This window comes from Pseudomonas sp. BB438 (assembly GCF_057180225.1).
Window position 1 is genome coordinate 174,144 of record NZ_CM170001.1, and the last position, 22,163, is coordinate 196,306.

The window sequence follows — 22,163 nt, forward strand, 5'->3', positions numbered from 1 at the left end:
GTGTGAGTGCCGCCGTGTCCTTCCGTCCCGCCGCCCTGCTGACCGCCGCCTGCGCGCTGCTGCTCAGCCTCCCCTTGCGCGCCGAGGTCAGCGTGCTGACCAGCATCAAGCCGCTGCAACTGATCGCCGCTGCCATCCAGGACGGTGAAGGCACGCCGGACGTGCTGCTGCCGCCGGGGGCATCGCCCCACAGCTACTCGCTGCGCCCGTCCGACATCCGCCGCGTGCGCGATGCGCAGCTGTTCTACTGGGTCGGCCCGGACCTGGAGAACTTCCTGCCCAAGGTGCTGGACAGCCGCAAGGGACCGAGCGTGGCGCTGCAGGACCAGGCCGGCATGCACCTGCGCAAGTTCGCCGATTTCAGCGGGTCGAACCATCCGGACCACGCTGATGACCACGACGACCTGGGGCACGACCACGATCATCGACCCGGCATGATCGATGCGCACCTCTGGCTGCTGCCGGCCAATGCCCAGGTGATCGCCGCGCGCATGGCCGAGGACCTGGCGATCGCGGATCCGGCCAACGCCAGCCGCTACCAGGCCAACCTGAAGGCCTTCGACGAGCGCATGGAAACCCTCGACGCCCGCCTGAAGCAGCGCATCGACCCGCTCAAGGGCAAGCCGTTCTTCGTCTTCCACGAGGCCTTCGACTATTTCGAAGAGGCCTATGGCCTGCGACACGCCGGGGTCTTTGCCGTCTCCGCCGATGTCCAGCCGGGCGCCCGTCATGTGGCCGCCATGCGTGCCCAGCTGCAGAAGGCCGGCCCGTCCTGCATCTTCAGCGAACCGCCGATCCGCCCGCGCCTGGCCGACACCCTGAGCCAGGGCCTCCCGGTCCGCCTGGCCGAACTGGATGACCTGGGCGTCGGGGTGAAGGTGGATGCCCAGGGGTACGAGCATCTGCTGGGCAACCTGGCGGACGAGTTCGCGGGGTGTCTGGAGAAGCTCTGAGTTGGGCTTCTCGGAAAAATCCTCTGCCTGGGGCCCTCTCCCCCCAGCCCTCTCCCTGAAGGGAGAGGGAGCCGTTCGGCATGCTTTGAAACTGCAGGGTTAGCCGGCAAACGTTGAGCTGCCAGCTCGCACAGGACGGTCCCCTCTCCCTTCAGGGAGAGGGTTAGGGAGAGGGTGCCTCCGCTCGCACCCGAGTTCCCTGATGGCGCGGCAAAACGCCATCCCCGTGCCTGATCGCCGCACCTTCTCTGCCTGAAATTTCCCGCCCTTTCCTCCCCTGGTTCCGCGCCAATCGTCGGCTGAACGCATCTTTTGCGACGCCTGCCGCTCAACCGTCTATCGTTTCCGTTGGGGTGCTTCTAACACAAGATATTGATGGCGGTCAGGAAACTATGCCTACATATGGGGTCTACTCGCGCTCCATTTGCGACTGCCACCCAACCGACAGGAGGTTCTTTCCCGGATGGCCAAGACCGATGCGCGCCCACGCGGCGCCGACCACGGAGTTCTCGCCCTGCAACCCGCCTCGCAGGACATCTGGGACAGCAAGTACCGCCTCAAGCACAAGAGCGGCAAGCCCATCGACGGCAGTGTCGACGAGACCTGGCAGCGCGTCGCTCGCGCCCTGGCCGACGTCGAGACCAACAAGGCGCTGCGCGAGCACTGGTACGAGCGTTTCCTCTGGGCCCTGCGCAACGGCGCCATCCCGGCCGGACGGATCATCTCCAACGCCGGCGCCCAGGGGCACAAGCCGGCCACCTCGACCATCAACTGCACGGTCTCCGGGATCATCCGCGACTCCATGGACGACATCCTGGAGAAGGTCCACGAGGCGGGCCTGACGCTCAAGGCCGGCTGCGGCATCGGCTACGAGTTCAGCACCCTGCGCCCGCGCGGCGCCTATGTCTCCGGCGCCGGCGCACACACCAGCGGGCCACTGTCGTTCATGGATATCTACGACAAGATGTGCTTCACCGTCAGTTCCGCCGGCGGGCGGCGGGGCGCGCAGATGGGCACCTTCGACGTCAGCCATCCGGATGTGCGCGAATTCATCCGCGCCAAGCGCGAAGACGGCCGCCTGCGCCAGTTCAACCTCAGCCTGCTGATCACCGACGGCTTCATGAATGCTGTGGAGGACGACGAGGACTGGCCGCTGGTGTTCCCGATCCACCAGAAGGAGCGCGACGAAGTCGACCTGAAGGATGCCGACGAAGTGGTCTGGCGCGACTGGCCGCTGCACGACGAGTACCTGGTGGGGGACGATGGCCGCGTGGCCTGCAAGGTCTATGGCCGGGTCAAGGCGCGGCACCTGTGGGACATGATCATGGTGTCCACCTACGACTATGCAGAGCCCGGCTTCATCCTGATCGACCGGGTCAACGAGATGAACAACAACTGGTGGTGCGAGGCGATCCGCGCCACCAACCCCTGCGGCGAGCAGCCGCTGCCGCCCTATGGCTCGTGCCTGCTGGGCTCGGTGAACCTGACCACCTTCGTGGTCGACGCCTTCGGCGACAACGCGCGTTTCGACTGGGAGCGCTACCGCGAAGTGGTCCGCGTGTTCACCCGCATGCTCGACAACGTGGTGGAGATCAACGGGCTGCCGTTGGAGCAGCAGCGCGCGGAAATCCTCGGCAAGCGTCGCCACGGCATGGGCTTCCTCGGCCTCGGCTCGGCGCTGACGCTGCTCAAGCTTCGCTATGGCAGTCCGGAAGCCTGCGTGTTCACCGAGGAAGTGGCGCGCGAGATGGCCCTGGTCGGCTGGGAAGTGGCGCTGGAGCTGTCCCGTGAGAAAGGCCCGGCGCCGGCGCTGGTCAAGGAATACGACGTCACCGCCGAGATGCTGCGAAAGCGCCCGGAAATGAAGGCCGATGGCCTCAAGGTCGGCGACAAGGTGGCCGGCCGCGTGTTGCACGCCAGGTATTCGCGCTACATGCAGCGCGTGGCCGAGCACGCGCCGCAGCTGATCGAGGAACTGGCTGAGCACGGTGCGCGGTTCACCCACCACAGCTCCATCGCGCCGACCGGCACCATCAGCTTGAGCCTGGCCAACAACGCTTCCAACGGCATCGAGCCCAGCTTCGCCCACCACTATTCGCGCAACCTGATCCGCGCCGGGCGCAAGACCAAGGAGAAAATCTCGGTCTTCAGTTACGAGCTGCTGGCCTACCGCGACCAGGTCGACAACCACGCCGTGCCCGGCGCCGAGGAAGAGAAGCACCGCCTGCCGGACTACTTCATCACCGCCGACGACATCACCCCGCAGCAGCACGTGGACATCCAGGCCGCGGCGCAGAAGTGGATCGACTCGTCGATCTCCAAGACTGCCAACGTGCCGACCGACTACCCGTTCGAGGACTTCAAGGACATCTACCGCTACGCGTGGCGCCAGGGCCTGAAGGGGTGCACCACCTTCCGCTTCAACCCGGCGGCCTTCCAGGGCGTGCTGGTGAAAGAGTCGGACCTGGAGAAGACGCTGTACCGCTTCGAGCTGGAGGATGGCAGCGTGGTGGAACTCAAGGGCAATGAGGAAGTGGAATACGACGGCGAGATCCATACCGCCGCCAACCTCTTCGATGCCCTGAAAGAAGGCTATTACGGCAAGTACTGATACCCCTGGAGAGACTCATGAGCGTCAAGATCAACCAGAAGATCAAAGGCTTCCAGGTGGTGGACGTGGCCGAGGAAAAGGCCCGTGTGGAAGCCGCCGCGGCGGCCGCCGTGGTGAAGATGGATGAAACCCTCCAGCGGCCGGAATTGCTGGTCGGCGCGACCTACAAGATCAAGTCGCCGCTGTTCGAGCACGCGCTGTACGTGACCATCAACGACGTGGTGCTCAACCCGGATACCCCCTATGAGCAGCGCCGACCCTTCGAGATCTTCATCAACTCGAAGAACATGGACCACTTCCAGTGGATCGTCGCGCTCACCCGGATCATGTCCGCGGTGTTCCGCAAGGGCGGCGATTGCACCTTCCTGGTGGAGGAGATGAAGGCGGTGTTCGACCCGCGTGGTGGCTACCTGAAGCGCGGCGGCATCTATATGCCGTCGATCGTCGCCGAGATCGGCGCCGTGGTGGAGCGCCACCTGGTCGCCATCGGCCTGATGGAAGGCCCGCAGCTGGACGAGGAGCAGCGCCTGTACCTCGCCGAGAAGCGCGCCGCCTACGAAGCCGCCCAAGGCACCAACAAGGCCGAGCCCGGCGAAGGCTTCCCAGCCGGCGCCCAACTGTGCGGCAAGTGCAACACCATGGCGGTGGTGCAGATGGATGGTTGTGCCACCTGCCTGAACTGCGGGCATTCGAAATGTGGGTGAGCTGGAGCGACGCGACGTATATGTCGCGCCGGCGAACGACTGACCATGGATGGTCAGGCCGGGGCTGACCTTGAGCAGAGGAGTTACGGCAGGGATGCCGACTCCTCGTTCGATCCTCACTCACCCGCTTCAAGACAAAGGCCCCTCACCCTGACCCTCTCCCGCAAGCGGGAGAGGGGACCGTTCGGCGCAGGATGAAACCTAAGCGTCAGTCGGCACTATCGCCCCCTCTCCCTGTGAGCGGGGCGCGCAGCCAGGGGGAGGGCGGGAGCTGGCACGGACTGACGAAAAGAAGACCGTTGCTCCTACAGACGATGATTGATTCGCCGAACGAGTTACAGGGCGAACGGCAAATGAATCCCCACCGTCTGCCGCTGCGCCAGGCGTCGTTCGAACTCGCTCGGGTCGTGGATCAGCACGTCCTGCCCGGCAAATGCCTCGGCGGCGATCAGCCGCGACAGCCAGAAGCGCACGCACGCCACGCGCAGCATCTCCGGCCACAGCTCGGCTTCCAGGGCGGTGAACGGCCGCTTGGCCGCGTAGGCCGCGAGCAGGGCGCGGGCGCGCGGGCCGTCGAGGGCGCCGTCGTCTGTCGAGCACCAGTCGTTCACGGTGATTGCCAGGTCGTAGAGCATCCAGCCGGAACTGGCGTTATAGAAGTCGATAACCCCCGCCAGGTGCGGGCCGTCGAACAGCACGTTGTCGCGGAACAGGTCGGCGTGCAGGTTGGCGCGCGGCAACGCCGGTTGTTCGGCCAGCAGGCGGGCGATCTCCTCAAGGGCATCGCCCAGCAGGGGCGCGGCGTTGCCGGACAGGTGCGACTGCATCGTCTCGCCTTCCTGCAGCATCCAGCTCAAGCCGCGGTCGCTGGGGCGCTCGATGATCCGCTCGCGGGTCGCCAGGTGCAGGCGAGCCAGCAGAGCGCCGACTTCCTGGCAGTGATGGGTGTTCGGTGAGCGTTCGTGACGGCCGGCCAGGCGCGGTTGCAGCAGCGCCGGCTTGCCTTCGAGGTGGCGCAGCGCCTCGCCGTCCCTGGTGCGCAGGGCGTAGGGCACCGGCAGGTCGGCTTCGTGCAGCACGTCGAGCAGTTCGATGAAGAACGGCATCTCCTGCACCGGGCCACGCTCGACCAGGGTCAGGACGAATTCGCCCCGCTCCAGGCTGACGAAGAAGTTGCTGTTTTCCGATCCCTCGGCGATGCCGCGGAAATCCCGCAGGCGGCCAAGGCCGTAGGGGGCGAGAAAGTCTTCCAGGACCGGACGTTCCAGAGGCGTGAATACCGACATGCTCAATCCTCTGGAGCGTCGTGGAGGGGAAGGTTTACCAGCTGAATATCTGCCACTGCGGAATCAGCTTGTCGGGCTGGTCCGAGCGGATGAAATTGCCGTCGCTGCCGTCCTGGCGTACCAGGAAGTACGGCTTGCCGTGCTTGGGCACGACCTTGATGGCGTAGAGGAATCCGTTCACACGGTATTCCTGGATGGTCTTGTCGCCCTCCTGGCGGATGGTCACATCCGGCTCCGGCGTCGGGGCATCGTCCGCCGCCAGCACGGTGGTTGCGCCAAGACCCAGCAGAGCGGCGAGCAACAGGCGGTTCAACGTACGCATGATAACCTTGTCCCTTTGTCGAATTGGCTACGGACATTTTAGCCCGTGCCCTTCTGAAAAGGTTGATTCCCCTCATGAGCCAAGCACCCCTCGTCCTCGTGGACGGCTCGTCCTACCTGTATCGCGCTTTCCATGCCCTGCCGCCGCTGATGACGTCCACCGGCATGCCCACGGGAGCGGTGAAGGGCGTGCTGAACATGCTCAAGAGCCTGCGCAAGCAATACCCGGACAGCCCCTTCGCGGTGGTCTTCGATGCCAAGGGCGGGACCTTCCGTGACGAGATGTTCGCCGAGTACAAGGCCAATCGACCCTCGATGCCGGACGACCTGCGCGTGCAGGTCGAGCCGCTGCACGCCACCGTGCGCGCCCTCGGCCTGCCGCTGCTGTGCGTGGAAGGCGTGGAAGCGGATGACGTGATCGGCACCCTGGCCCGGCAGAGCGCGGCTGGAGGCCGAGCAGTGGTGATCTCCACCGGCGACAAGGACATGGCACAACTGGTCGACGGGCACATTACGCTGGTCAACACGATGACCGGTAGCGCGCTCGACGTGGATGGCGTTAAGGAGAAATTCGGTGTCGGTCCTGAGCTGATCATCGATTACCTGGCGCTGATGGGCGACAAGGTCGACAACATTCCCGGGGTGCCCGGTGTCGGTGAGAAGACCGCCCTGGGCCTGCTCACCGGTGTCGGTGGCGGCCTGGATGTGCTGTACGCCAGCCTGAACAAGGTGCCCGAACTGCCGATCCGCGGCGCCAAGGGCCTGCCGGCCAAGCTCGAAGAGCACAAGGACATGGCCTACCTGTCCTACAAGCTCGCCACCATCAAGTGCGATGTCGAACTGAACATCGAGATCGATGCCCTGCACCCCGGCGAGCCGGACCGCGAGGCTCTGGCCGAGCTGTATCGCACCCTGGAATTCAAGTCCGGGCTGGATGATCTGCAACGCCAGGCGGCCAAGGCCGGCAGCCCGCAGCTGGTACTGGAGGAAGCCCCGGCTGCTGCGGCAGAGAAGCTGTACGACATCGTTCTGGAACAAGCGCATTTCGATGCCTGGCTGAAGAAGCTGGAAGCCGCCGACCTGATCGCCTTTGACACCGAGACCACCAGCCTTGACCCGCAGCAGGCGCAAGTGGTGGGCGTGTCCTTCGCGGTGAAGGAGGGCGAGGCCGCCTACGTGCCGCTGGCCCACAGCTATATGGGCGTGCCGGCGCAGCTGGACCGCGACGCGGTGCTCACGTCGCTCAAGCCGCTGCTGGAAGATCCGACGAAACGCAAGGTCGGTCAGCATGCCAAGTACGACATGAACGTTCTGGCCAACGCCTCGACGCCTATCTCCGTGCAGGGCATCGCCTACGACACCATGCTCGAATCCTACGTGCTGGACTCCACCGCGACCCGTCACGACATGGACAGCCTGGCACTCAAGTACCTGGGCCACAGCACCATCCGCTTCGAGGATATCGCCGGCAAGGGCGCCAAGCAGCTGACCTTCGACCAGATCGCCCTGGAACAGGCCGGCCCCTATGCGGCTGAAGACGCCGATGTCACCCTGCGCCTGCACCAGACCCTGTGGCAGAAGCTGGAAGCCATCCCGTCCCTGGCCAGGGTGCTGACCGAGATCGAGATGCCGCTGGTGCCGGTGCTGGCGCGCATCGAGCGCAACGGCGCGCTGGTCGACGCCAACCTGCTGGGCAAGCAGAGTGTCGAGCTGGGCGAGAAGATGGTCGAGCTGCAGCGCCAGGCCTATGACCTGGCGGGCGAGGAGTTCAACCTCGGTTCGCCCAAGCAACTGGGCGCCATCCTGTATGAAAAGCTCGGCCTGCCGGTGCTGTCGAAGACCGCCACCGGCCAGCCGTCCACCGCCGAGAACGTCCTCGCCGAGCTGGCCGAGCAGGATTACGAGCTGCCCAAGGTGATCATGCAGTACCGCTCCATGAGCAAGCTCAAGAGCACCTACACCGACAAGCTGCCGGAGCAGATCAACCCGCGCACCGGGCGCATCCACACCAGCTACCACCAGGCAGTGGCGGCGACCGGCCGTCTGTCCTCCAGCGACCCGAACCTGCAGAACATTCCGATCCGCACTGCGGAGGGCCGCCGCATTCGCCAGGCCTTCGTCGCGCCCAAGGGCTACAAGCTGCTGGCGGCGGATTATTCGCAGATCGAGCTGCGCATCATGGCCCACCTGGCCAAGGATGAAGGCCTGCTGGACGCCTTCCGCCACGACCGTGACGTGCACCGGGCCACCGCCGCCGAAGTCTTCGGCGTGGCGCTGGAAGACGTGACGTCCGATCAGCGTCGCAGCGCCAAGGCGATCAACTTCGGCCTGATCTATGGCATGAGCGCCTTTGGCCTGGCCAAGCAGATCGGTGTCGAGCGCAAGGAGGCCCAGGCCTATATCGATCGCTATTTCGCCCGCTACCCGGGCGTGCTGGCCTACATGGAGCGCACCCGCGCCCAGGCCGCCGAGCAGGGCTTCGTCGAAACCCTGTTCGGCCGGCGCCTCTATCTGCCGGAAATTGCCTCGAAGAACGGCGCCATGCGCAAGGCCGCCGAGCGTACGGCGATCAACGCACCGATGCAGGGCACGGCCGCGGACATCATGAAGCGCGCGATGGTGGCTGTGGATAACTGGCTGCAGGAAAGCCGAATCGACGCCCGCGTCATCCTCCAGGTACACGACGAACTGGTGCTGGAAGTACGTGAGGACCTGGTCGATCAGGTCCGTGATGGCATTCGGCCGCTGATGAGTGGCGCGGCACAGCTGGACGTACCGTTGGTCGTCGAGGCCGGTGTCGGCGCGAACTGGGATGAGGCGCACTGACGACTGGACGAACGGTCGGAAGGCCCGCCAGGCGGGCCTTCTGGCGCAGTTGCTCTGGCGCTTCCGCGGTGGGCCGAAAAAATCTTTTGTGACGTGCTGAACTTTCCCGCAGGGAGCCGAGTCAGAACTCGTGAATGGCTGGTGAAGCCCTTCGATGCTCCTTTGCAGTGTTTAGTGTTGGCAGATTCCTGGACCCCGCCCTAGCGGTCCGGACTTAAACCCCGAACTTCCCCCTCCCCATACGAAGCTCGGGGTTTTTTTTGCCCGCGATTCGGCCTCAGGCCTCCTCGCCGGCTTCCTCTTCTTCCTCGTCCAGCAGCCCCAGCCAACCGGCGAGGACCATCTGCGCCTCTTCGACACCCTGGCGCTTGGGCGCCGAGAACAGCTGCAGGGTGGCGACATCGCCCCAGCCGTCGAGGATTTCCTTGCGGGTCTTGAGCAGCGCGTTCTTCGCCGCACCGTAGGCCAGCTTGTCGGCCTTGGTCAGCAGCACGTGAATCGGCAACTGGCTGGCCTGGGCCCAGTCGAGCATCAGGCGGTCGAAATCGGTCAGCGGATGACGGATATCCATCAACAGCACCACGCCGGCTAGCGCATTGCGGCTGGAGAGATAAGCTTCCAGGTGCTGCTGCCAGTGCAGCTTCAGCGGAATCGGCACCTTGGCATAGCCGTAGCCGGGCAGGTCGACCAGGCGGCGTTCGTCATCCAGGCGGAAGAAGTTCAGCAACTGGGTGCGACCGGGGGTCTTGGAGGTACGTGCCAGGTTCGCGTGGGTCAGCGCATTCAACGCGCTGGACTTGCCCGCGTTGGAGCGGCCGGCGAAGGCGACTTCCAGTCCGGAGTCTTCCGGGCACTGGTTCACCTTGGCGGCGGAGATGAGGAAAGTGGCCTGTTGGCAGAGGCCGAGAATCGGGTTTTTCGTAGCGTTCTTAGAGGACATGGGTAACTTCGCGGCGGGTGCGACGCGGTGTCGCGGGGGGCGGTTTCGTTTCCGTTTGGGCATCTGAAGTATATAATGCCGCGGATTTTGTGTGCGCTTTATCCCCCAGGGTCGAGCCACACGGGAACGTTGGAGTCCGCGCAATCAAGAACGCGGATGTTCCCTGCGATGAGGATAATCATGAAGAAACTGCTGTTCGCAGCCATCGTTGCCGCGCTGGCGTCCAGCGCCCTGGCGGCCCAGGATCCGGAAGCCGTTTTCAACAGAGCCTGTGGCGCCTGCCACAATGGTCAGTTGCCAATGGCGCCGAAGAAGGGCGACGCCACCGCTTGGAAGCCACGCCTGGACAAGGGCATGGACACGCTGGTGCAACATGTGACCAACGGTTTCAACGCGATGCCGCCTCGCGGCCTGTGCACCGACTGCAGCGCCGAGGATTACCAGACAATTATCCGGTGGATGTCGAAGTAACTCCCAGGCCTAACTCTTTCACCCTTAGCCGTTATTGGATTAGCTGATGAACAAATTGATCGTGAGTCTGCTGTTGACCCTGGGTCTTGTCGGTGTGGCGCACGCCGCTGGCGATGCCAAGGCCGGTCAGGCGAAAGCTGCTGTCTGTGGTGCCTGCCACGGCGCCGATGGCAACAGCATGGCGCCCAACTTCCCGAAACTGGCCGGGCAGGGTGAGCGCTACCTGCTCAAGCAGATGCACGACATCAAGGACGGCAAGCGTACCGTGCTGGAAATGACCGGTCTGCTGACCAACCTCAGCGATGAGGACCTGGCAGACATCGCCGCCTACTTCTCCAGCCAGAACGGCAGCGTCGGCGCCGCCGATCCCAAGCTGGTCGCCCAGGGTGAAGCCCTGTTCCGTGGCGGCAAGCTCGCCGAAGGCATGCCGGCCTGCACCGGCTGCCACAACCCGGCAGGCCAGGGCAACGCCGAAGCCGGCTTCCCGCACCTGGGTGGCCAGCACGCCGCGTACACCGCCAAGCAGCTGACCGCCTTCCGCGAAGGTGAGCGCACCAACGACGGCGACGCCATGATCATGCGCAGCATCGCCGGCAAGCTGTCCAACAAGGACATCGCCGCGATCTCCAGCTACATCGAAGGCCTGCACTAAGCGGCCTGGCGCGGGCGGAAACGCCTGATCGAAAAAAGGGTGGCTTAGGCCGCCCTTTTTTGCATCCGCCCCCACTACAATGCTGGAACCGTGTCCGGCCCCTCCGGTCAAACCGCTTCATCCCGCCGCGCCGTAGCGTGGCGGTTCCGCTCAGCCAAGGAGTGAACCATGCGTAACCTGATTTTCACCGCCGCTCTTGCCTTCGCCGGCCTGTTCGCCCTGAATGCGAACGCCGCCGACTTCGAAGCGGGCAAGAACTACACCGAGCTGAACCAGGCCGTCCCGGTCTCCCAGCCCGGCAAGATCGAGGTGGTGGAGCTGTTCTGGTACGGCTGCCCGCACTGCTATGCTTTCGAACCGACCATCAATCCGTGGGTCGAGAAGCTGCCGGCCGACGTTCACTTCGTGCGTATCCCGGCCATGTTCGGCGGCCTGTGGAACATCCACGGTCAGCTGTTCCTGACCCTGGAATCCATGGGCGTGGAAAAGAAGGTGCACCACTCGATCTTCGAGAAACTGCATAACAACCCGAAGGCCCTGACCACGCCGGAAGAGATGGCTGACTTCGTCGCCGAGCAGGGCGTGGACAAGGACAAGTTCCTCAGCACCTACAACTCCTTCGCCATCAAGGGCCAGATCGAGAAGGCCAAGAAACTGGCGATGGCCTACCAGATCAGCGGCGTGCCGACCCTGGTGGTCAATGGCAAGTACCGCTTCGACATCGGCTCGGCCGGTGGCCCGGACGAGGCGCTGCAGCTGGCTGACCAGCTGATCGCCAAGGAACGCGCCGACGCCAAGGCCGCTCAATAAGGCCCGACGACGATGCTGCGCCGGCGGACTCGTGATCGTGTCGCAGGAGCCTGCATCCCGCGGGTGAATGACGCCCATGGGACACCCGCCGGCCTGCCCGACGACGGCCGGCTCCGCCTGCTCAGCTTCAACATCCAGGTCGGCATCAGTACCGAGAGGTACCGCCACTACCTGACCCGCGGCTGGCAGCACCTGCTGCCGGCCGCCGGGCGCGCCACCAACCTGCAGCGCATCGGCGAGCTGCTCCACGACTACGACGTGGTCGCCCTGCAGGAAGCCGACGGCGGCAGTATCCGCTCCGGCAACATCAACCAGGTCGAACACCTCGCCCAGCTCGGTGCCTTCCCCTACTGGTACCAGCAGCTCAATCGCAATCTCGGGCGCATCGCCCAGCACAGCAACGGTCTGCTCAGCCGTCTGCAGCCCACCGCCCTGGAAGACCACCCGTTGCCCGGCCCGCCCGGTCGCGGCGCGATCCTCATGCGCTTTGGCGAAGGCAAGGACGCGCTGGCCGTGGTGATGATGCACCTGGCCCTCGGCGCGCGGACCCGCACCCGCCAACTCGCCTATATTCGCGAGCTGCTGCAGGACTACCGCCACCACGTGCTGATGGGCGACATGAACACCCATGCCACCGACCTGCTGGAAAGTTCGCCATTGCGCGATCTCCAGCTCATTGCCCCGCAGGTCGAAGCGACATTCCCCAGCTGGCGCCCGCAGCGCTGCCTGGACCACATCCTGCTCAGTTCCGAGCTGGCGCTGGAACGCGTCAGTGTCCTCCCGCACCCGATTTCCGACCACCTGCCCGTGGCCGTGGAAATCCGCCTGCCGGATGCCCTGCGTTCGTCCTCGTCGCTCGCCTTGCGCGGCGAGGCCCCTGAATGAGTCGCGACGACGACCAACGCTGGAAGCAGAAATACCTGGACAACCTCGAGCAGCAGGAAAAGCTCGAGCGCCGCTGGGACGCCCGCCTCGACCTGCTGCGTCGCGGCCTGGTGCGCAGCAGTCTGGCCGCTGAAGGCAGCGACAAGGCGGTGGACGCCTGCATGAAGGAGCTGCGCGAGGTGCTGCGCCGTGACGACATGGACGCCGGCCTGTCGCGCCTGATACCCCAGCTGGAGAAGGCCGTGCTTGATTCCGAGCAACGGCGCCAGCAGCGCATCGAGCAGAACGTTGCAGCACTCAGCCAGCTGTCCCAGCAACTGCTGTCCCTGGACATGCCGGGCGACGTGCGCAAGCCGCTCAAGCGCCTGGCCAAGGACATCCCCAGCCGCGGCAGTTCCTCCCGCGAGCTGCCGGCGTTGCTGGCCGAGCTGAGCCGTCTGCAGCGGCAGGTACTGGACCATTTCGGCGATGGCGGCGGTGAACAGCGCCCCGGCTTCCTGCAGCGGCTGTTCGGTAGTCGCGAGAACGATGCGACGGACGAGGCGGAAGCGGCACTTGGCGCGCCCGTCGACACGGCGGATGCCGAACCCCTGGTGGCAGAGGTGCTGGACTCACCGCTGCCTGCCGAGACCCAATCCGTTGCACCTGCACCTGCACCTGCACCTGCACCTGCACCTGCACCTGCACCTGCACTGGCCGTCGCCGCCGTAGCTGAGCGCGCGGCTCAGCCGGTGGCCCGGGCTGAATCTGACGTTCCTATGACAGCGCCCGACAGCGTGGCGGCGCCCTTTCCGGTCGAGCGAACGGAATCGATCGCCGTGTCGGAATCCGTTGCCCAGGCTGGCCTTGCAGAGCCAGCTGGCCACGACGACTCCGCGCTACTTGACAGCCTGCCGGTGCCGCCGGGCCTGTTCGGCACGCCCGACGACGCGCGCCATGCCAGCGACCCCTATGCCCTGCCGCCACGTCCGGAGCCTGGCTACAGCGCCGTGGCGCCGCACATCGAGGCGAGCCTGCTGCGCCTGCTGGACGAAATGCACCTACCCGCGGCCCAGCAGGTCCAGGCCGAGGCGTTGCGCTCGCGCATCCACGGCAGCCTCAACTGGTACGAACTGGTGCCGGTGCTGGATGACCTGGGCGTGCTGGTGCTGTCGCTCAACGACAGTGGCCAGCGCGAGTTCGAGGGCTACCTGCATCAACTCAACGAACGCCTGGGCGCTTTCCTCGACGGCCTGCAGGTCGTCCAGGAGAGCCACAGCGGCTCCAGTTCCAGCGCCCGTGATCTGGACGATACCCTGCGCGAGCAGGTCAGCGGCCTGAAGGACAGCGTGCTGGAGGCCACCGATCTGGAGGGCCTCAAGCGCAACGTCGAGTCGCGCCTGCAGGGCCTGGTCGGCACCATGGACCGCTTCCGCGAGGAGCGCGAAGTGCGTGAACGCGAGGTGGGCGAGCGCATCCAGTCGCTGGTGACCCGCGTCGCCAGCATGGAAGAAGAGGCCCGCACCTTCCAGGCGAACATCGAGGACCAGCGCCAGAAGGCCATGACCGATGCCCTGACCGGCCTGCCCAACCGTGCCGCCCTGAGCGAGCGGCTGGACCTGGAAGTCGCGCGCTGGCAGCGCTACGGCGGCGACCTGTTGCTGGCGGTGCTGGATGTCGACCACTTCAAGCGGATCAACGACGACTTCGGTCACCTGGCCGGGGACAAGGTTCTGAAGATCATCGCCAACGAACTGGCCAAGCGGGTGCGCAAGACCGACTTCATCGCCCGTTACGGCGGCGAGGAGTTCGTCGTGCTGCTGCCGGCCACGCCGATGGAAGGCGGGCAGCAGCTGCTCGAGGTACTGCGCGGCGCCATCGAAGCCTGCCCGTTCCATTTCAAGGGCGAGCGTCTGAGCATCACCTGTTCGGCGGGCCTGACGGCCTTCCGCGAAGGAGAACTTGCCGAAGCAGCTTTCGAGCGCGCCGACCAGGCGTTGTACCGCGCCAAGCGCGGGGGACGCAATCGTCTCGAAGCTGACTGACGACGCGTCTCGACCTGCGGGAGGGCGGCAGGCGCGCGACCAGCGGAATGGGCCGCTCCGCTAGGAAGGCATTTCATTTCGATCGGAAACTCTTGACGACCGAAAGAACATAGGTTTTGATTCGCACACTTTTCTTTCGAATCGAAACTTAGTCGTTCATGTCGAAACGCAACACTCCCCAACGCCGCCACGACATCCTGGCGCTGCTCGCCGAGCAGGGCGAAGTCAGCGTGGACGATCTCGCACGCCGCTTCGCCACCTCCGAGGTGACCATCCGCAAGGACCTGGCCGCCCTGGAAGGCAACGGCCTGCTGCTGCGCCGTTACGGTGGCGCGGTTCCGATGCCCCATGAGCTGATTGCCGAGCCGAGCCAGCCGCTGTCGCGCTACAAGCAGGCCATTGGCCGGGCGGCCGCAGCGTGCATCCGCGAACATGCGCGGATCATCATCGACAGCGGCAGCACCACCGCTGCGCTGATCCCGGAGCTGGGCCGCAAGCGCGGCCTGGTGGTGATGACCAATTCCCTGAGCGTCGCCAATGCGCTGCGCGAGCTGGAGTGCGAACCGGTGTTGCTGATGACCGGCGGCACCTGGGACCCGCACTCGGAATCATTCCAGGGTCAGGTGGCCGAACAGGTTCTGCGCTCCTACGATTTCGATCAGCTGTTCATTGGTGCCACCGGACTGGACATGGAGCGCGGCACCACGACCTTCAACGAACTGCTGGGCCTGAGCCGGGTCATGGCCGAGGTCGCACGCGAGGTGATCGTCATGGCCGAGTCCGACAAACTGGGCCGACGCATTCCCAATCTGGAGTTGCCCTGGAGCAGCGTCCAGACCCTGATTACCGACGAACGCCTGAGTGATGACGCGTTCGAACTGATCCAGGCGCGCGGCGTGAAAGTAATCCGCGCGCGCTGCGAAGACTGACAGGAGACCCAAGCCATGTGTGGAATCGTAGGCGCCATCGCCGAGCGCAATATCACCCCGATCCTCGTCGAAGGCCTCAAGCGCCTGGAGTACCGTGGTTACGACAGCGCTGGTGTGGCGGTGATCGACAATAACGGCGCGCTGGACCGCCGCCGTCGCGCGGGCAAGGTCTCCAGTCTGGAACAGGCTATCGTCGAGCAGCCGCTGCTCGGCCGCCTCGGCATTGCCCATACCCGCTGGGCGACCCACGGCGCACCGACCGAAGCCAACGCCCACCCGCATTTCTCCCATGGCGAAGTGGCTGTCGTGCACAACGGCATCATCGAGAACTTCGAGCCCCTGCGTGAAATGCTCAAGGCGCGCGACTACGTGTTCACCTCGCAGACCGACACCGAGGTCATCGCCCACCTGCTGCACCTGCGCCTGGGTGAGCTGGGTGACCTGACGGTCGCGCTCAAGGCCGTCGTGAAGGAACTGCACGGCGCCTATGGCCTGGCGGTAATCAGCAGCAAGCAGCCTGACCGCATCCTCGCCGCCCGCAGCGGCAGTCCGCTGGTGGTGGGCCTGGGCCATGGCGAGAATTTCCTCGCGTCCGACCAGCTCGCGCTGCGCCAGGTCACCGACCGCTTCATCTACCTGGAAGAGGGCGACATCGCTGAAATTCGCCGCGACGGCCTTCAGCTGTGGGACGTCAACGGCAACCCGGTGCAGCGCGAGGAAGTGCGCTACCACGAGGGCGCCGAGGCGGCCGACAAGGGCGGTTATCGCCACTTCATGCTCAAGGAGATCCACGAGCAGCCGGCCGTGGTTCAGCGCACCCTGGAAGGCCGCCTGGGGACCGGGCAGGTGCTGGTGGATAACTTCGGCCCGCAGGCCCGTGAGCTGTTGGCCAAGGTGCGCACCGTGCAGATCGTCGCCTGTGGCACCAGCTACCACGCCGGTATGGTCGCCCGTTACTGGTTGGAAAGCCTGACCGGCATCCCCTGCCAGGTCGAGGTCGCCAGCGAGTTCCGCTACCGCAAGGTCGCGGTGCACCCGGATTCCCTGTTTGTCACCATTTCCCAGTCCGGCGAGACTGCCGACACCCTGGCCGCGCTGCGTTACGCCAAGGAGCTGGGCTTCCTGTCCAGCCTGGCGATCTGCAACGTCGCCACCAGTTCGCTGGTCCGCGAGTCGGACATGACCCTGCTGACCAATGCGGGTCCGGAAATCGGCGTGGCCTCCACCAAGGCCTTCACCACCCAACTGGTCGCGCTGCTGCTGCTGACCCTCGGTATCGGCCAGGTACAGAATCGCCTGAACGACGGCGTCGAGGCTGAGCTGGTATCCGAGCTGCGTCGGCTGCCGACCCACCTGGAAGAAGCCCTGTCCATGGACAAGGTGGTGGAGAAGGTCAGCGAGCTGTTCGCCGAGAAGCATCACACCCTGTTCCTCGGCCGTGGCGCCCAGTATCCGGTGGCGATGGAAGGCGCGCTGAAGCTCAAGGAGATCTCCTATATCCACGCCGAGGCCTATCCGGCCGGCGAGCTCAAGCATGGCCCGCTGGCCCTGGTCGACGCCGACATGCCGGTGGTGACCGTGGCGCCGAACAACGAACTGCTGGAGAAGCTCAAGTCCAACCTGCAGGAAGTCCGCGCCCGTGGCGGTGAACTGGTGGTGTTCGCCGAAGGCGGCAGCGGCATCAGCGATGGCGAGGGCACCCACGTGGTGGGCATGCCGGCGATCCACGACTGCCTGGCGCCGATCCTCTACACCGTGCCGCTGCAGTTGCTGTCCTACTACGTCGCCGTGCTCAAGGGTACCGACGTCGACCAGCCACGCAACCTGGCGAAATCCGTCACGGTGGAATAAGCGCAGGCGCACAGGAAAAGGTCCCTTCGGGGGCCTTTTTTCGTTTCAGGGAGGCGGAAAAACCGGGCGGGGGAATCAACATTCCCCCGGTGCCTGCACGTCCGGGGGTGTGGACGGGGCACCGAGGCCAGGCGGCAGAGGCCGCTACACGAGGGGAATGGAAATCGACCTTGTCTTGTGGACAAGGTCGGGCTCCGGCCCTGCGAGGGGTACCTGACAAGTCTCCCGCAGGGTGGGGAGCGGGCCAACGATAGAAGCTGGCTACTGGCCGGTCAATCGGAAACGACAAACGCGCGTTCACAAGTGTCCGATATTCGAACCGAAAGGGCCGGTCGAAACCGCGGATTTCGTTAGCCGGCTATCGGAGATGTCTATACTGTTTCTGGATGTGTCCCCGAAAAACTTCTCCCTGGAGTCGATCGCTGGCACGGGACGGCAGAAGGATTTCCGTCCATCGAGACGGGATGCAGCAGTACCGACCAGAATCAACGACAAGAGAGTCCCCATGAACACACCTGCCGCACCGCAGTATTCCGCCCACGAGCGCCGCTCGCGCATCCTCGCCATCGTCGGCGCCTCGTCGGGCAACCTGGTGGAGTGGTTCGACTTCTACGTCTACGCCTTCACCGCGCTGTACTTCGCCCATGCGTTCTTCCCCTCGGACGATCCGACGGTGCAGCTGCTCAATACCGCCGGGGTCTTCGCCGCCGGCTTCCTGATGCGTCCCATCGGTGGCTGGCTGTTCGGCCGCATCGCCGACAAGAAGGGCCGCAAGACCGCGATGATGATCTCGGTGCTGATGATGTGCGGCGGCTCGCTGGCGATCGCGGTGATGCCGACCTACGCCAGCATCGGCGTCGCGGCGCCGGCGCTGCTGCTGCTCGCTCGATTGTTCCAGGGCTTGTCCGTGGGCGGCGAGTACGGCACCAGCGCGACCTACATGAGCGAAGTGGCGCTCAAGGGCCAGCGCGGATTTTTCGCCTCCTTCCAGTACGTGACCCTGATCGGCGGCCAGTTGCTGGCGGTGCTGGTGGTGGTGATCCTGCAGCAACTGCTGACGACCGACGAACTGAAGGAATGGGGCTGGCGGATTCCCTTCGTGGTCGGTGCGATCACCGCGGTGATCGCCTTCTACCTGCGCCGTTCGCTGCACGAGACGGCCAAGGAAGCCAATCTCAAGCGCAAGGAGTCGGGCACCCTTGCCGAGCTGTTCACCCACCACAAGCGCGCCTTCTTCACCGTGCTCGGCTTCACCGCCGGCGGCTCGCTGATCTTCTACACCTTTACCACCTACATGCAGAAGTACCTGGTCAACACCGCCGGGATGGACCCGAAGGTGGCCAGCGGCGTGATGACCTTCGCGCTGTTCTGCTACATGTGCATGCAGCCGCTGTTCGGCGCGCTGTCCGACCGGATCGGCCGCAAGACTTCGATGCTCTGGTTCGGCGCGCTGGGGATGATCTTCACCTGGCCGATCCTCTCCGCGCTGAAAGCAGTGAGCAGCCCCTACCTGGCCTTTGTGCTGATCATCGCGGCCATGGCCATCGTCAGCCTGTACACCTCGATCAGCGGACTGATCAAGGCAGAGATGTTCCCGCCGGAAATCCGCGCCCTGGGTGTGGGCCTGTCCTACGCGGTGGGCAACGCGATCTTCGGCGGTTCGGCGGAGTACGCTGCCCTGGGCCTGAAGACCATGGGCATGGAAGAGGTGTTCTACCTCTACGTCTCGGTCATGTGCGGTGTGGCGCTGCTGGTCTGCCTGCTGCTGCCGGACCTGCGCAAGGTCAGCTACCTCAACGACGAGGACTGACCCGCGCAACCCGCTAGTCGTTGCTCCGGCCGCGCAACGCGTGGTCGGGCAACGACAGGGCGATCAGCAAGGCCAGGGCGCCGAAGCTTGCATTGATCAGGAACAGGTGCCCGAAAACTCCATCCAGCGTGAGCCGCTGCGCTTCGTGGCCGGCTCCGCTGAGGCTGGCCAGCAGCGCGCTGGCCGACAGCCCGTGCCCCGCTTCCCCCGCCAACGGCTGCAGCATCGCCAGCAGCAACGCGGACATCAGGGCAATCCCTACCGCACCGCCCAGCGAGCGGAACAGCGTGATGTTGCTGGTCGCCACGCCCAGGTGTTTCGTCTCCACCGCGCTCTGCGCTGCCACCAGGCTGGTGGGGAACTGCGTGCCGGCGGCAATGCCGGTCAGCAGCATGCAGATGCCGGACAGGAAATACGCACTCGGTGGCGTCAGCGCCAGCCCGGCAATCGCCAGTGGCATCAGCAGCGCACCGCCGACGATCTGTGGCTTGTAGCGGCCGATGATTGCCGTGAGACGGCCGCAGCAGTAGGCACCAATCGGCACGCCCATGGCCAGCGGCAGCAGGTGCAGCGCCGCACTGTCCGCACCCGCGCCGGTCACCGACTGGAAGCGCAGTGGCACCAGCACCGACAACGAGATGACCTGGAAGCTGGCGAAGAAGCTGATCAGCCAGCTGAGGGTGGCGGCGCGAATGCCGAACAGGTGCATCGGCACCAGCGGCTCCGACGCGCGGCGTTCCTGTGCCACGAACAAAGCGATCAGCACCAGCGCGGCGGCGAACAGCGCGAGCATCTGCGGGTCGTTCCAGCGTGCGCCCTGGCCCACCTCGGTGATCGCCAGCAGCAGGCTGCCCAGCCCCGCGATCATCAGCAGCGTGCCGAGATAGTCGATCACCGGCTTGCGCCCCGGAACGGGCAGGCCGCGCAGCGTCTGGCGCGACACCGCGAGGGCAACCAGGCCCACCGGCAGGTTGATCAGGAACACCCAGCGCCACGACAGGTATTCGGTGAGCAGGCCGCCCAGCACCGGCCCGGCGATGCTCGCCACCGCGTACATGCTGCTGAAGTAGCCCTGGTAGCGGCCACGTTCGCGCGGCGGGACGATGTCGCCGATGATCGCCTGGCTCACCGACATCATGCCGCCGGCGCCGATGCCCTGCAGGACGCGGGCGATCACCAGCTGCTCCATGCTCTGGGCGGCGCCGCAGAGCAGCGACGCGACGGTGAACAGGCCGATGGCGAAGAGCATCAGGACGCGGCGCCCGTAGAGGTCGCCAAGCTTGCCGTAGATCGGCATGGAGATGGTCATCGCCACCATGTAGCCGGAGATGACCCAGGCGAGCAGGTTGAAATCGCCGAAGCCTGCGGAGATCGCCGGCAGGGAGACGGCGACGATGGTCTGGTCGAGCGCACCGAGGAAGATTGCCAGCATCAGCCCGACCAGCACGGTGCGGACCGCTGGACGCGGCTCGGACAAGGTATTCAAGAAAGGCCCCCTTCACTGCAGAGGTGCTCCGGCCGATGGGCGCGGGCGAGCCCCAGTGTAGTGCAAGGCAGCGACGATCTGTCACGCCGGCACGATAGTTACCGAGCCGGAAAGGCTCTATCTCAGGGCTGACAAAGATGACCAGCGAAGCGGCTGCTACGCTTTACAGGCGAACTATCTTGCCGTGCAGTTCTATTTGGAACGCAACCCGCCGGGGCGTACTCCACTGCAAAGGAATCCTGAGATTCATTGCAGGGATCGGCGCCCGATAGTTTTTCGCGGGCCAGGCCATAGACGAAGACTATGGACGTGCTGGTCTATAGTTCCTCAGCCCTGTGACCAGGAGGTTTGCATGAAAGCCAATCTGCCCTCTGAGTTGCTGTCCCTGCAGTTGCCGCTGCGTATCCGCATCGGCGAAGCCCAGGCGTTCGACCTGGGCCCCGACCCGCAGGTAACTCTCGTCGTTCGCGATCCCACGCTGCTGACCGAGATCACCCATCCCAGCCTCGATATCCTCGGTCGTGCCTACGTCGAGAACCGCATGGACATCGAGGGGCCGATCAGGGAAGTGATTGCCACGGCCGACGCCCTGAGCGCCGCGCTGGGTGAGGACGAGGGTGACGCCGACTACGTGCGCGAAAGCCACGACAAGGCGACCGACGCCGAAGCCATCCATTACCACTACGACCTGTCCAATGCGTTCTACCAGCTCTGGCTCGATCCGGAGATGGTGTACTCCTGCGCGTACTACGAGACCGGTACCGAGGACCTGGCCACCGCCCAGTTGGCCAAGCTGCGCCACCTCTGTCGCAAGTTGCGCCTGAAACCCGGTGAGACGCTGCTCGATGTTGGCTGCGGCTGGGGAGGGCTGGCGCGCCTGGCCGCGCGGGAGTTCGGCGTGCAGGTACACGGCATCACCCTCAGCGAGGAACAGCTCAAGCTTGGCCGCGAGCGGGTCAAGGCCGAGGGCCTGGATGGCAAGGTGACGCTGGAGTTGCTGGACTACCGCGATCTGCCCCGCGATGGCCGTTATGACAAGGTGGTCAGTGTCGGCATGTTCGAGCACGTCGGCCACGCCAACCTGGGTCTCTACTTCCAGCACCTGTACGACGCCGTGCGGCCGGGTGGGTTGGTGATGAACCACGGCATTACCTCCAGCAATACCGACGGCCGTCCTGTCGGTCGCGGTGCCGGCGACTTCATCGATCGCTACGTGTTCCCCCACGGCGAGCTGCCGCACCTGGCCCTGGCCATTGCGCGCATGAGCGAGGCGGGGCTGGAGGTGGTCGACGTTGAAGGGCTGCGCCTGCATTACGCGCGCACCCTGGACTTCTGGAGTGCCAACCTCGAGGCGAGGCTGGCCGATGCGGCGAAACTTGTGCCGGACCAGGCCCTGCGCATCTGGCGTCTGTACCTGGCGGGTTGCGCCTACGGCTTCAAGAAGGGCTGGATCAACCTGCACCAGATTCTTGCCTGCAAGCCGCAGGCGGACGGTGGCCATGAAGTGCCATGGAGCCGCCGCGACATCTACTCCTGAGCCTTTTCGGCCAGCACATCGGGCCCGCCTTGGTGGGCCCGATGTGCTTGTGGCGTGGTGAGAAAAG

General features: G+C 65.1%; 17 protein-coding genes. 13 read left to right on the forward strand and 4 right to left on the reverse strand.

Annotated features, from left to right (window positions below):
• Positions 1–14: 14 nt before the first annotated feature.
• The 3 genes from znuA to AC1ZV1_RS00850 all read left to right on the forward strand — a co-directional run bounded on the left by znuA (position 15) and on the right by AC1ZV1_RS00850 (position 4,268).
• Entirely contained in the window at positions 15–953 is a 939-nt protein-coding gene (gene znuA, locus AC1ZV1_RS00840; RefSeq protein ID WP_484295107.1) for a zinc ABC transporter substrate-binding protein ZnuA, read from the forward strand.
• Between the two features lie 463 nt (positions 954–1,416).
• Entirely contained in the window at positions 1,417–3,564 is a 2,148-nt protein-coding gene (locus AC1ZV1_RS00845; protein WP_484295108.1) for an adenosylcobalamin-dependent ribonucleoside-diphosphate reductase, read from the forward strand.
• A 17-nt stretch (positions 3,565–3,581) separates the two neighbouring features.
• The gene (locus AC1ZV1_RS00850; RefSeq protein WP_017521239.1) at positions 3,582–4,268 is read left to right on the forward strand and encodes a TSCPD domain-containing protein; all 687 of its coding nucleotides are present in this window, start codon (positions 3,582–3,584) and stop codon (positions 4,266–4,268) included.
• Positions 4,269–4,603: 335 nt separating this feature from the next.
• Here the strand turns inward: AC1ZV1_RS00850 and AC1ZV1_RS00855 are convergent, their stop codons facing one another.
• Positions 4,604–5,554: a homoserine kinase gene (locus AC1ZV1_RS00855; protein WP_484295109.1), complete on the reverse strand. Its 951-nt coding sequence runs from the start codon at positions 5,552–5,554 to the stop codon at positions 4,604–4,606.
• 34 nt (positions 5,555–5,588) lie between these two features.
• Positions 5,589–5,876 (reverse strand): DUF2782 domain-containing protein, encoded by a 288-nt coding sequence (locus AC1ZV1_RS00860; RefSeq protein ID WP_045213413.1) that lies wholly within the window; start codon positions 5,874–5,876, stop codon positions 5,589–5,591.
• 74 nt (positions 5,877–5,950) lie between these two features.
• On the opposite strand from AC1ZV1_RS00860, the gene polA reads away from it, so the two are divergent.
• The gene (gene polA / locus AC1ZV1_RS00865; protein WP_484295110.1) at positions 5,951–8,701 is read left to right on the forward strand and encodes a DNA polymerase I; all 2,751 of its coding nucleotides are present in this window, start codon (positions 5,951–5,953) and stop codon (positions 8,699–8,701) included.
• 277 nt (positions 8,702–8,978) lie between these two features.
• Here the strand turns inward: polA and yihA are convergent, their stop codons facing one another.
• The gene (yihA, locus tag AC1ZV1_RS00870; protein WP_484295111.1) at positions 8,979–9,641 is read right to left on the reverse strand and encodes a ribosome biogenesis GTP-binding protein YihA/YsxC; all 663 of its coding nucleotides are present in this window, start codon (positions 9,639–9,641) and stop codon (positions 8,979–8,981) included.
• Positions 9,642–9,821: 180 nt separating this feature from the next.
• Here yihA and AC1ZV1_RS00875 point away from each other — a divergent pair, with 180 nt between their 5' ends.
• The 8 genes from AC1ZV1_RS00875 (at position 9,822) to AC1ZV1_RS00910 (ending at position 19,073) form a co-directional block, all read left to right on the forward strand.
• Positions 9,822–10,112, forward strand: coding sequence for a c-type cytochrome (locus AC1ZV1_RS00875; protein ID WP_484295112.1), 291 nt, complete (start codon positions 9,822–9,824; stop codon positions 10,110–10,112).
• A 46-nt stretch (positions 10,113–10,158) separates the two neighbouring features.
• Entirely contained in the window at positions 10,159–10,764 is a 606-nt protein-coding gene (locus AC1ZV1_RS00880; protein WP_484295113.1) for a c-type cytochrome, read from the forward strand.
• A gap of 168 nt (positions 10,765–10,932) precedes the next feature.
• Positions 10,933–11,574, forward strand: coding sequence for a thiol:disulfide interchange protein DsbA/DsbL (locus AC1ZV1_RS00885; RefSeq protein WP_484295114.1), 642 nt, complete (start codon positions 10,933–10,935; stop codon positions 11,572–11,574).
• 12 nt (positions 11,575–11,586) lie between these two features.
• Entirely contained in the window at positions 11,587–12,459 is an 873-nt protein-coding gene (locus tag AC1ZV1_RS00890; protein WP_484295115.1) for an endonuclease/exonuclease/phosphatase family protein, read from the forward strand.
• The gene (locus AC1ZV1_RS00895) at positions 12,456–14,483 is read left to right on the forward strand and encodes a GGDEF domain-containing protein (protein ID WP_484295116.1); all 2,028 of its coding nucleotides are present in this window, start codon (positions 12,456–12,458) and stop codon (positions 14,481–14,483) included. Before AC1ZV1_RS00890 ends, AC1ZV1_RS00895 begins: the two co-directional genes overlap by 4 nt.
• Positions 14,484–14,641: 158 nt before the next feature.
• Positions 14,642–15,412 (forward strand): DeoR/GlpR family DNA-binding transcription regulator, encoded by a 771-nt coding sequence (locus AC1ZV1_RS00900; protein WP_484295117.1) that lies wholly within the window; start codon positions 14,642–14,644, stop codon positions 15,410–15,412.
• A 15-nt stretch (positions 15,413–15,427) separates the two neighbouring features.
• Complete coding sequence (gene glmS / locus AC1ZV1_RS00905; RefSeq protein WP_484295118.1) at positions 15,428–17,263, forward strand: glutamine--fructose-6-phosphate transaminase (isomerizing); 1,836 nt, start codon at positions 15,428–15,430, stop codon at positions 17,261–17,263.
• 505 nt (positions 17,264–17,768) lie between these two features.
• Positions 17,769–19,073 carry an MFS family transporter gene (locus AC1ZV1_RS00910; protein ID WP_484295119.1) on the forward strand — a complete coding sequence of 435 codons (1,305 nt, stop codon included), beginning with the start codon at positions 17,769–17,771 and terminating at the stop codon, positions 19,071–19,073.
• Between the two features lie 13 nt (positions 19,074–19,086).
• Here AC1ZV1_RS00910 and AC1ZV1_RS00915 read toward each other — a convergent pair whose 3' ends face one another.
• Positions 19,087–20,505: an MDR family MFS transporter gene (locus tag AC1ZV1_RS00915; RefSeq protein ID WP_484297680.1), complete on the reverse strand. Its 1,419-nt coding sequence runs from the start codon at positions 20,503–20,505 to the stop codon at positions 19,087–19,089.
• A gap of 406 nt (positions 20,506–20,911) precedes the next feature.
• Here AC1ZV1_RS00915 and cfaB point away from each other — a divergent pair, with 406 nt between their 5' ends.
• Positions 20,912–22,096: a C17 cyclopropane fatty acid synthase CfaB gene (cfaB, locus tag AC1ZV1_RS00920; protein WP_484295120.1), complete on the forward strand. Its 1,185-nt coding sequence runs from the start codon at positions 20,912–20,914 to the stop codon at positions 22,094–22,096.
• The last annotated feature ends 67 nt before the right edge of the window (positions 22,097–22,163 follow it).

Excerpts from the sequence above, each read along its gene's own strand:
- AC1ZV1_RS00845 (WP_484295108.1), top strand. The coding sequence starts at position 1,417 with ATGGCCAAGACCGATGCGCGCCCACGCGGCGCCGACCACGGAGTTCTC.
- AC1ZV1_RS00850 (WP_017521239.1), top strand. The coding sequence starts at position 3,582 with ATGAGCGTCAAGATCAACCAGAAGATCAAAGGCTTCCAGGTGGTGGAC.
- AC1ZV1_RS00855 (WP_484295109.1), bottom strand. The coding sequence starts at position 5,554 with ATGTCGGTATTCACGCCTCTGGAACGTCCGGTCCTGGAAGACTTTCTC.
- AC1ZV1_RS00860 (WP_045213413.1), bottom strand. The coding sequence starts at position 5,876 with ATGCGTACGTTGAACCGCCTGTTGCTCGCCGCTCTGCTGGGTCTTGGC.
- polA (WP_484295110.1), top strand. The coding sequence starts at position 5,951 with ATGAGCCAAGCACCCCTCGTCCTCGTGGACGGCTCGTCCTACCTGTAT.
- yihA (WP_484295111.1), bottom strand. The coding sequence starts at position 9,641 with ATGTCCTCTAAGAACGCTACGAAAAACCCGATTCTCGGCCTCTGCCAA.
- AC1ZV1_RS00875 (WP_484295112.1), top strand. The coding sequence starts at position 9,822 with ATGAAGAAACTGCTGTTCGCAGCCATCGTTGCCGCGCTGGCGTCCAGC.
- AC1ZV1_RS00880 (WP_484295113.1), top strand. The coding sequence starts at position 10,159 with ATGAACAAATTGATCGTGAGTCTGCTGTTGACCCTGGGTCTTGTCGGT.
- AC1ZV1_RS00885 (WP_484295114.1), top strand. The coding sequence starts at position 10,933 with ATGCGTAACCTGATTTTCACCGCCGCTCTTGCCTTCGCCGGCCTGTTC.
- AC1ZV1_RS00890 (WP_484295115.1), top strand. The coding sequence starts at position 11,587 with ATGCTGCGCCGGCGGACTCGTGATCGTGTCGCAGGAGCCTGCATCCCG.
- AC1ZV1_RS00895 (WP_484295116.1), top strand. The coding sequence starts at position 12,456 with ATGAGTCGCGACGACGACCAACGCTGGAAGCAGAAATACCTGGACAAC.
- AC1ZV1_RS00900 (WP_484295117.1), top strand. The coding sequence starts at position 14,642 with ATGTCGAAACGCAACACTCCCCAACGCCGCCACGACATCCTGGCGCTG.
- glmS (WP_484295118.1), top strand. The coding sequence starts at position 15,428 with ATGTGTGGAATCGTAGGCGCCATCGCCGAGCGCAATATCACCCCGATC.
- AC1ZV1_RS00910 (WP_484295119.1), top strand. The coding sequence starts at position 17,769 with ATGAACACACCTGCCGCACCGCAGTATTCCGCCCACGAGCGCCGCTCG.
- AC1ZV1_RS00915 (WP_484297680.1), bottom strand. The coding sequence starts at position 20,505 with ATGCTGGCAATCTTCCTCGGTGCGCTCGACCAGACCATCGTCGCCGTC.
- cfaB (WP_484295120.1), top strand. The coding sequence starts at position 20,912 with ATGAAAGCCAATCTGCCCTCTGAGTTGCTGTCCCTGCAGTTGCCGCTG.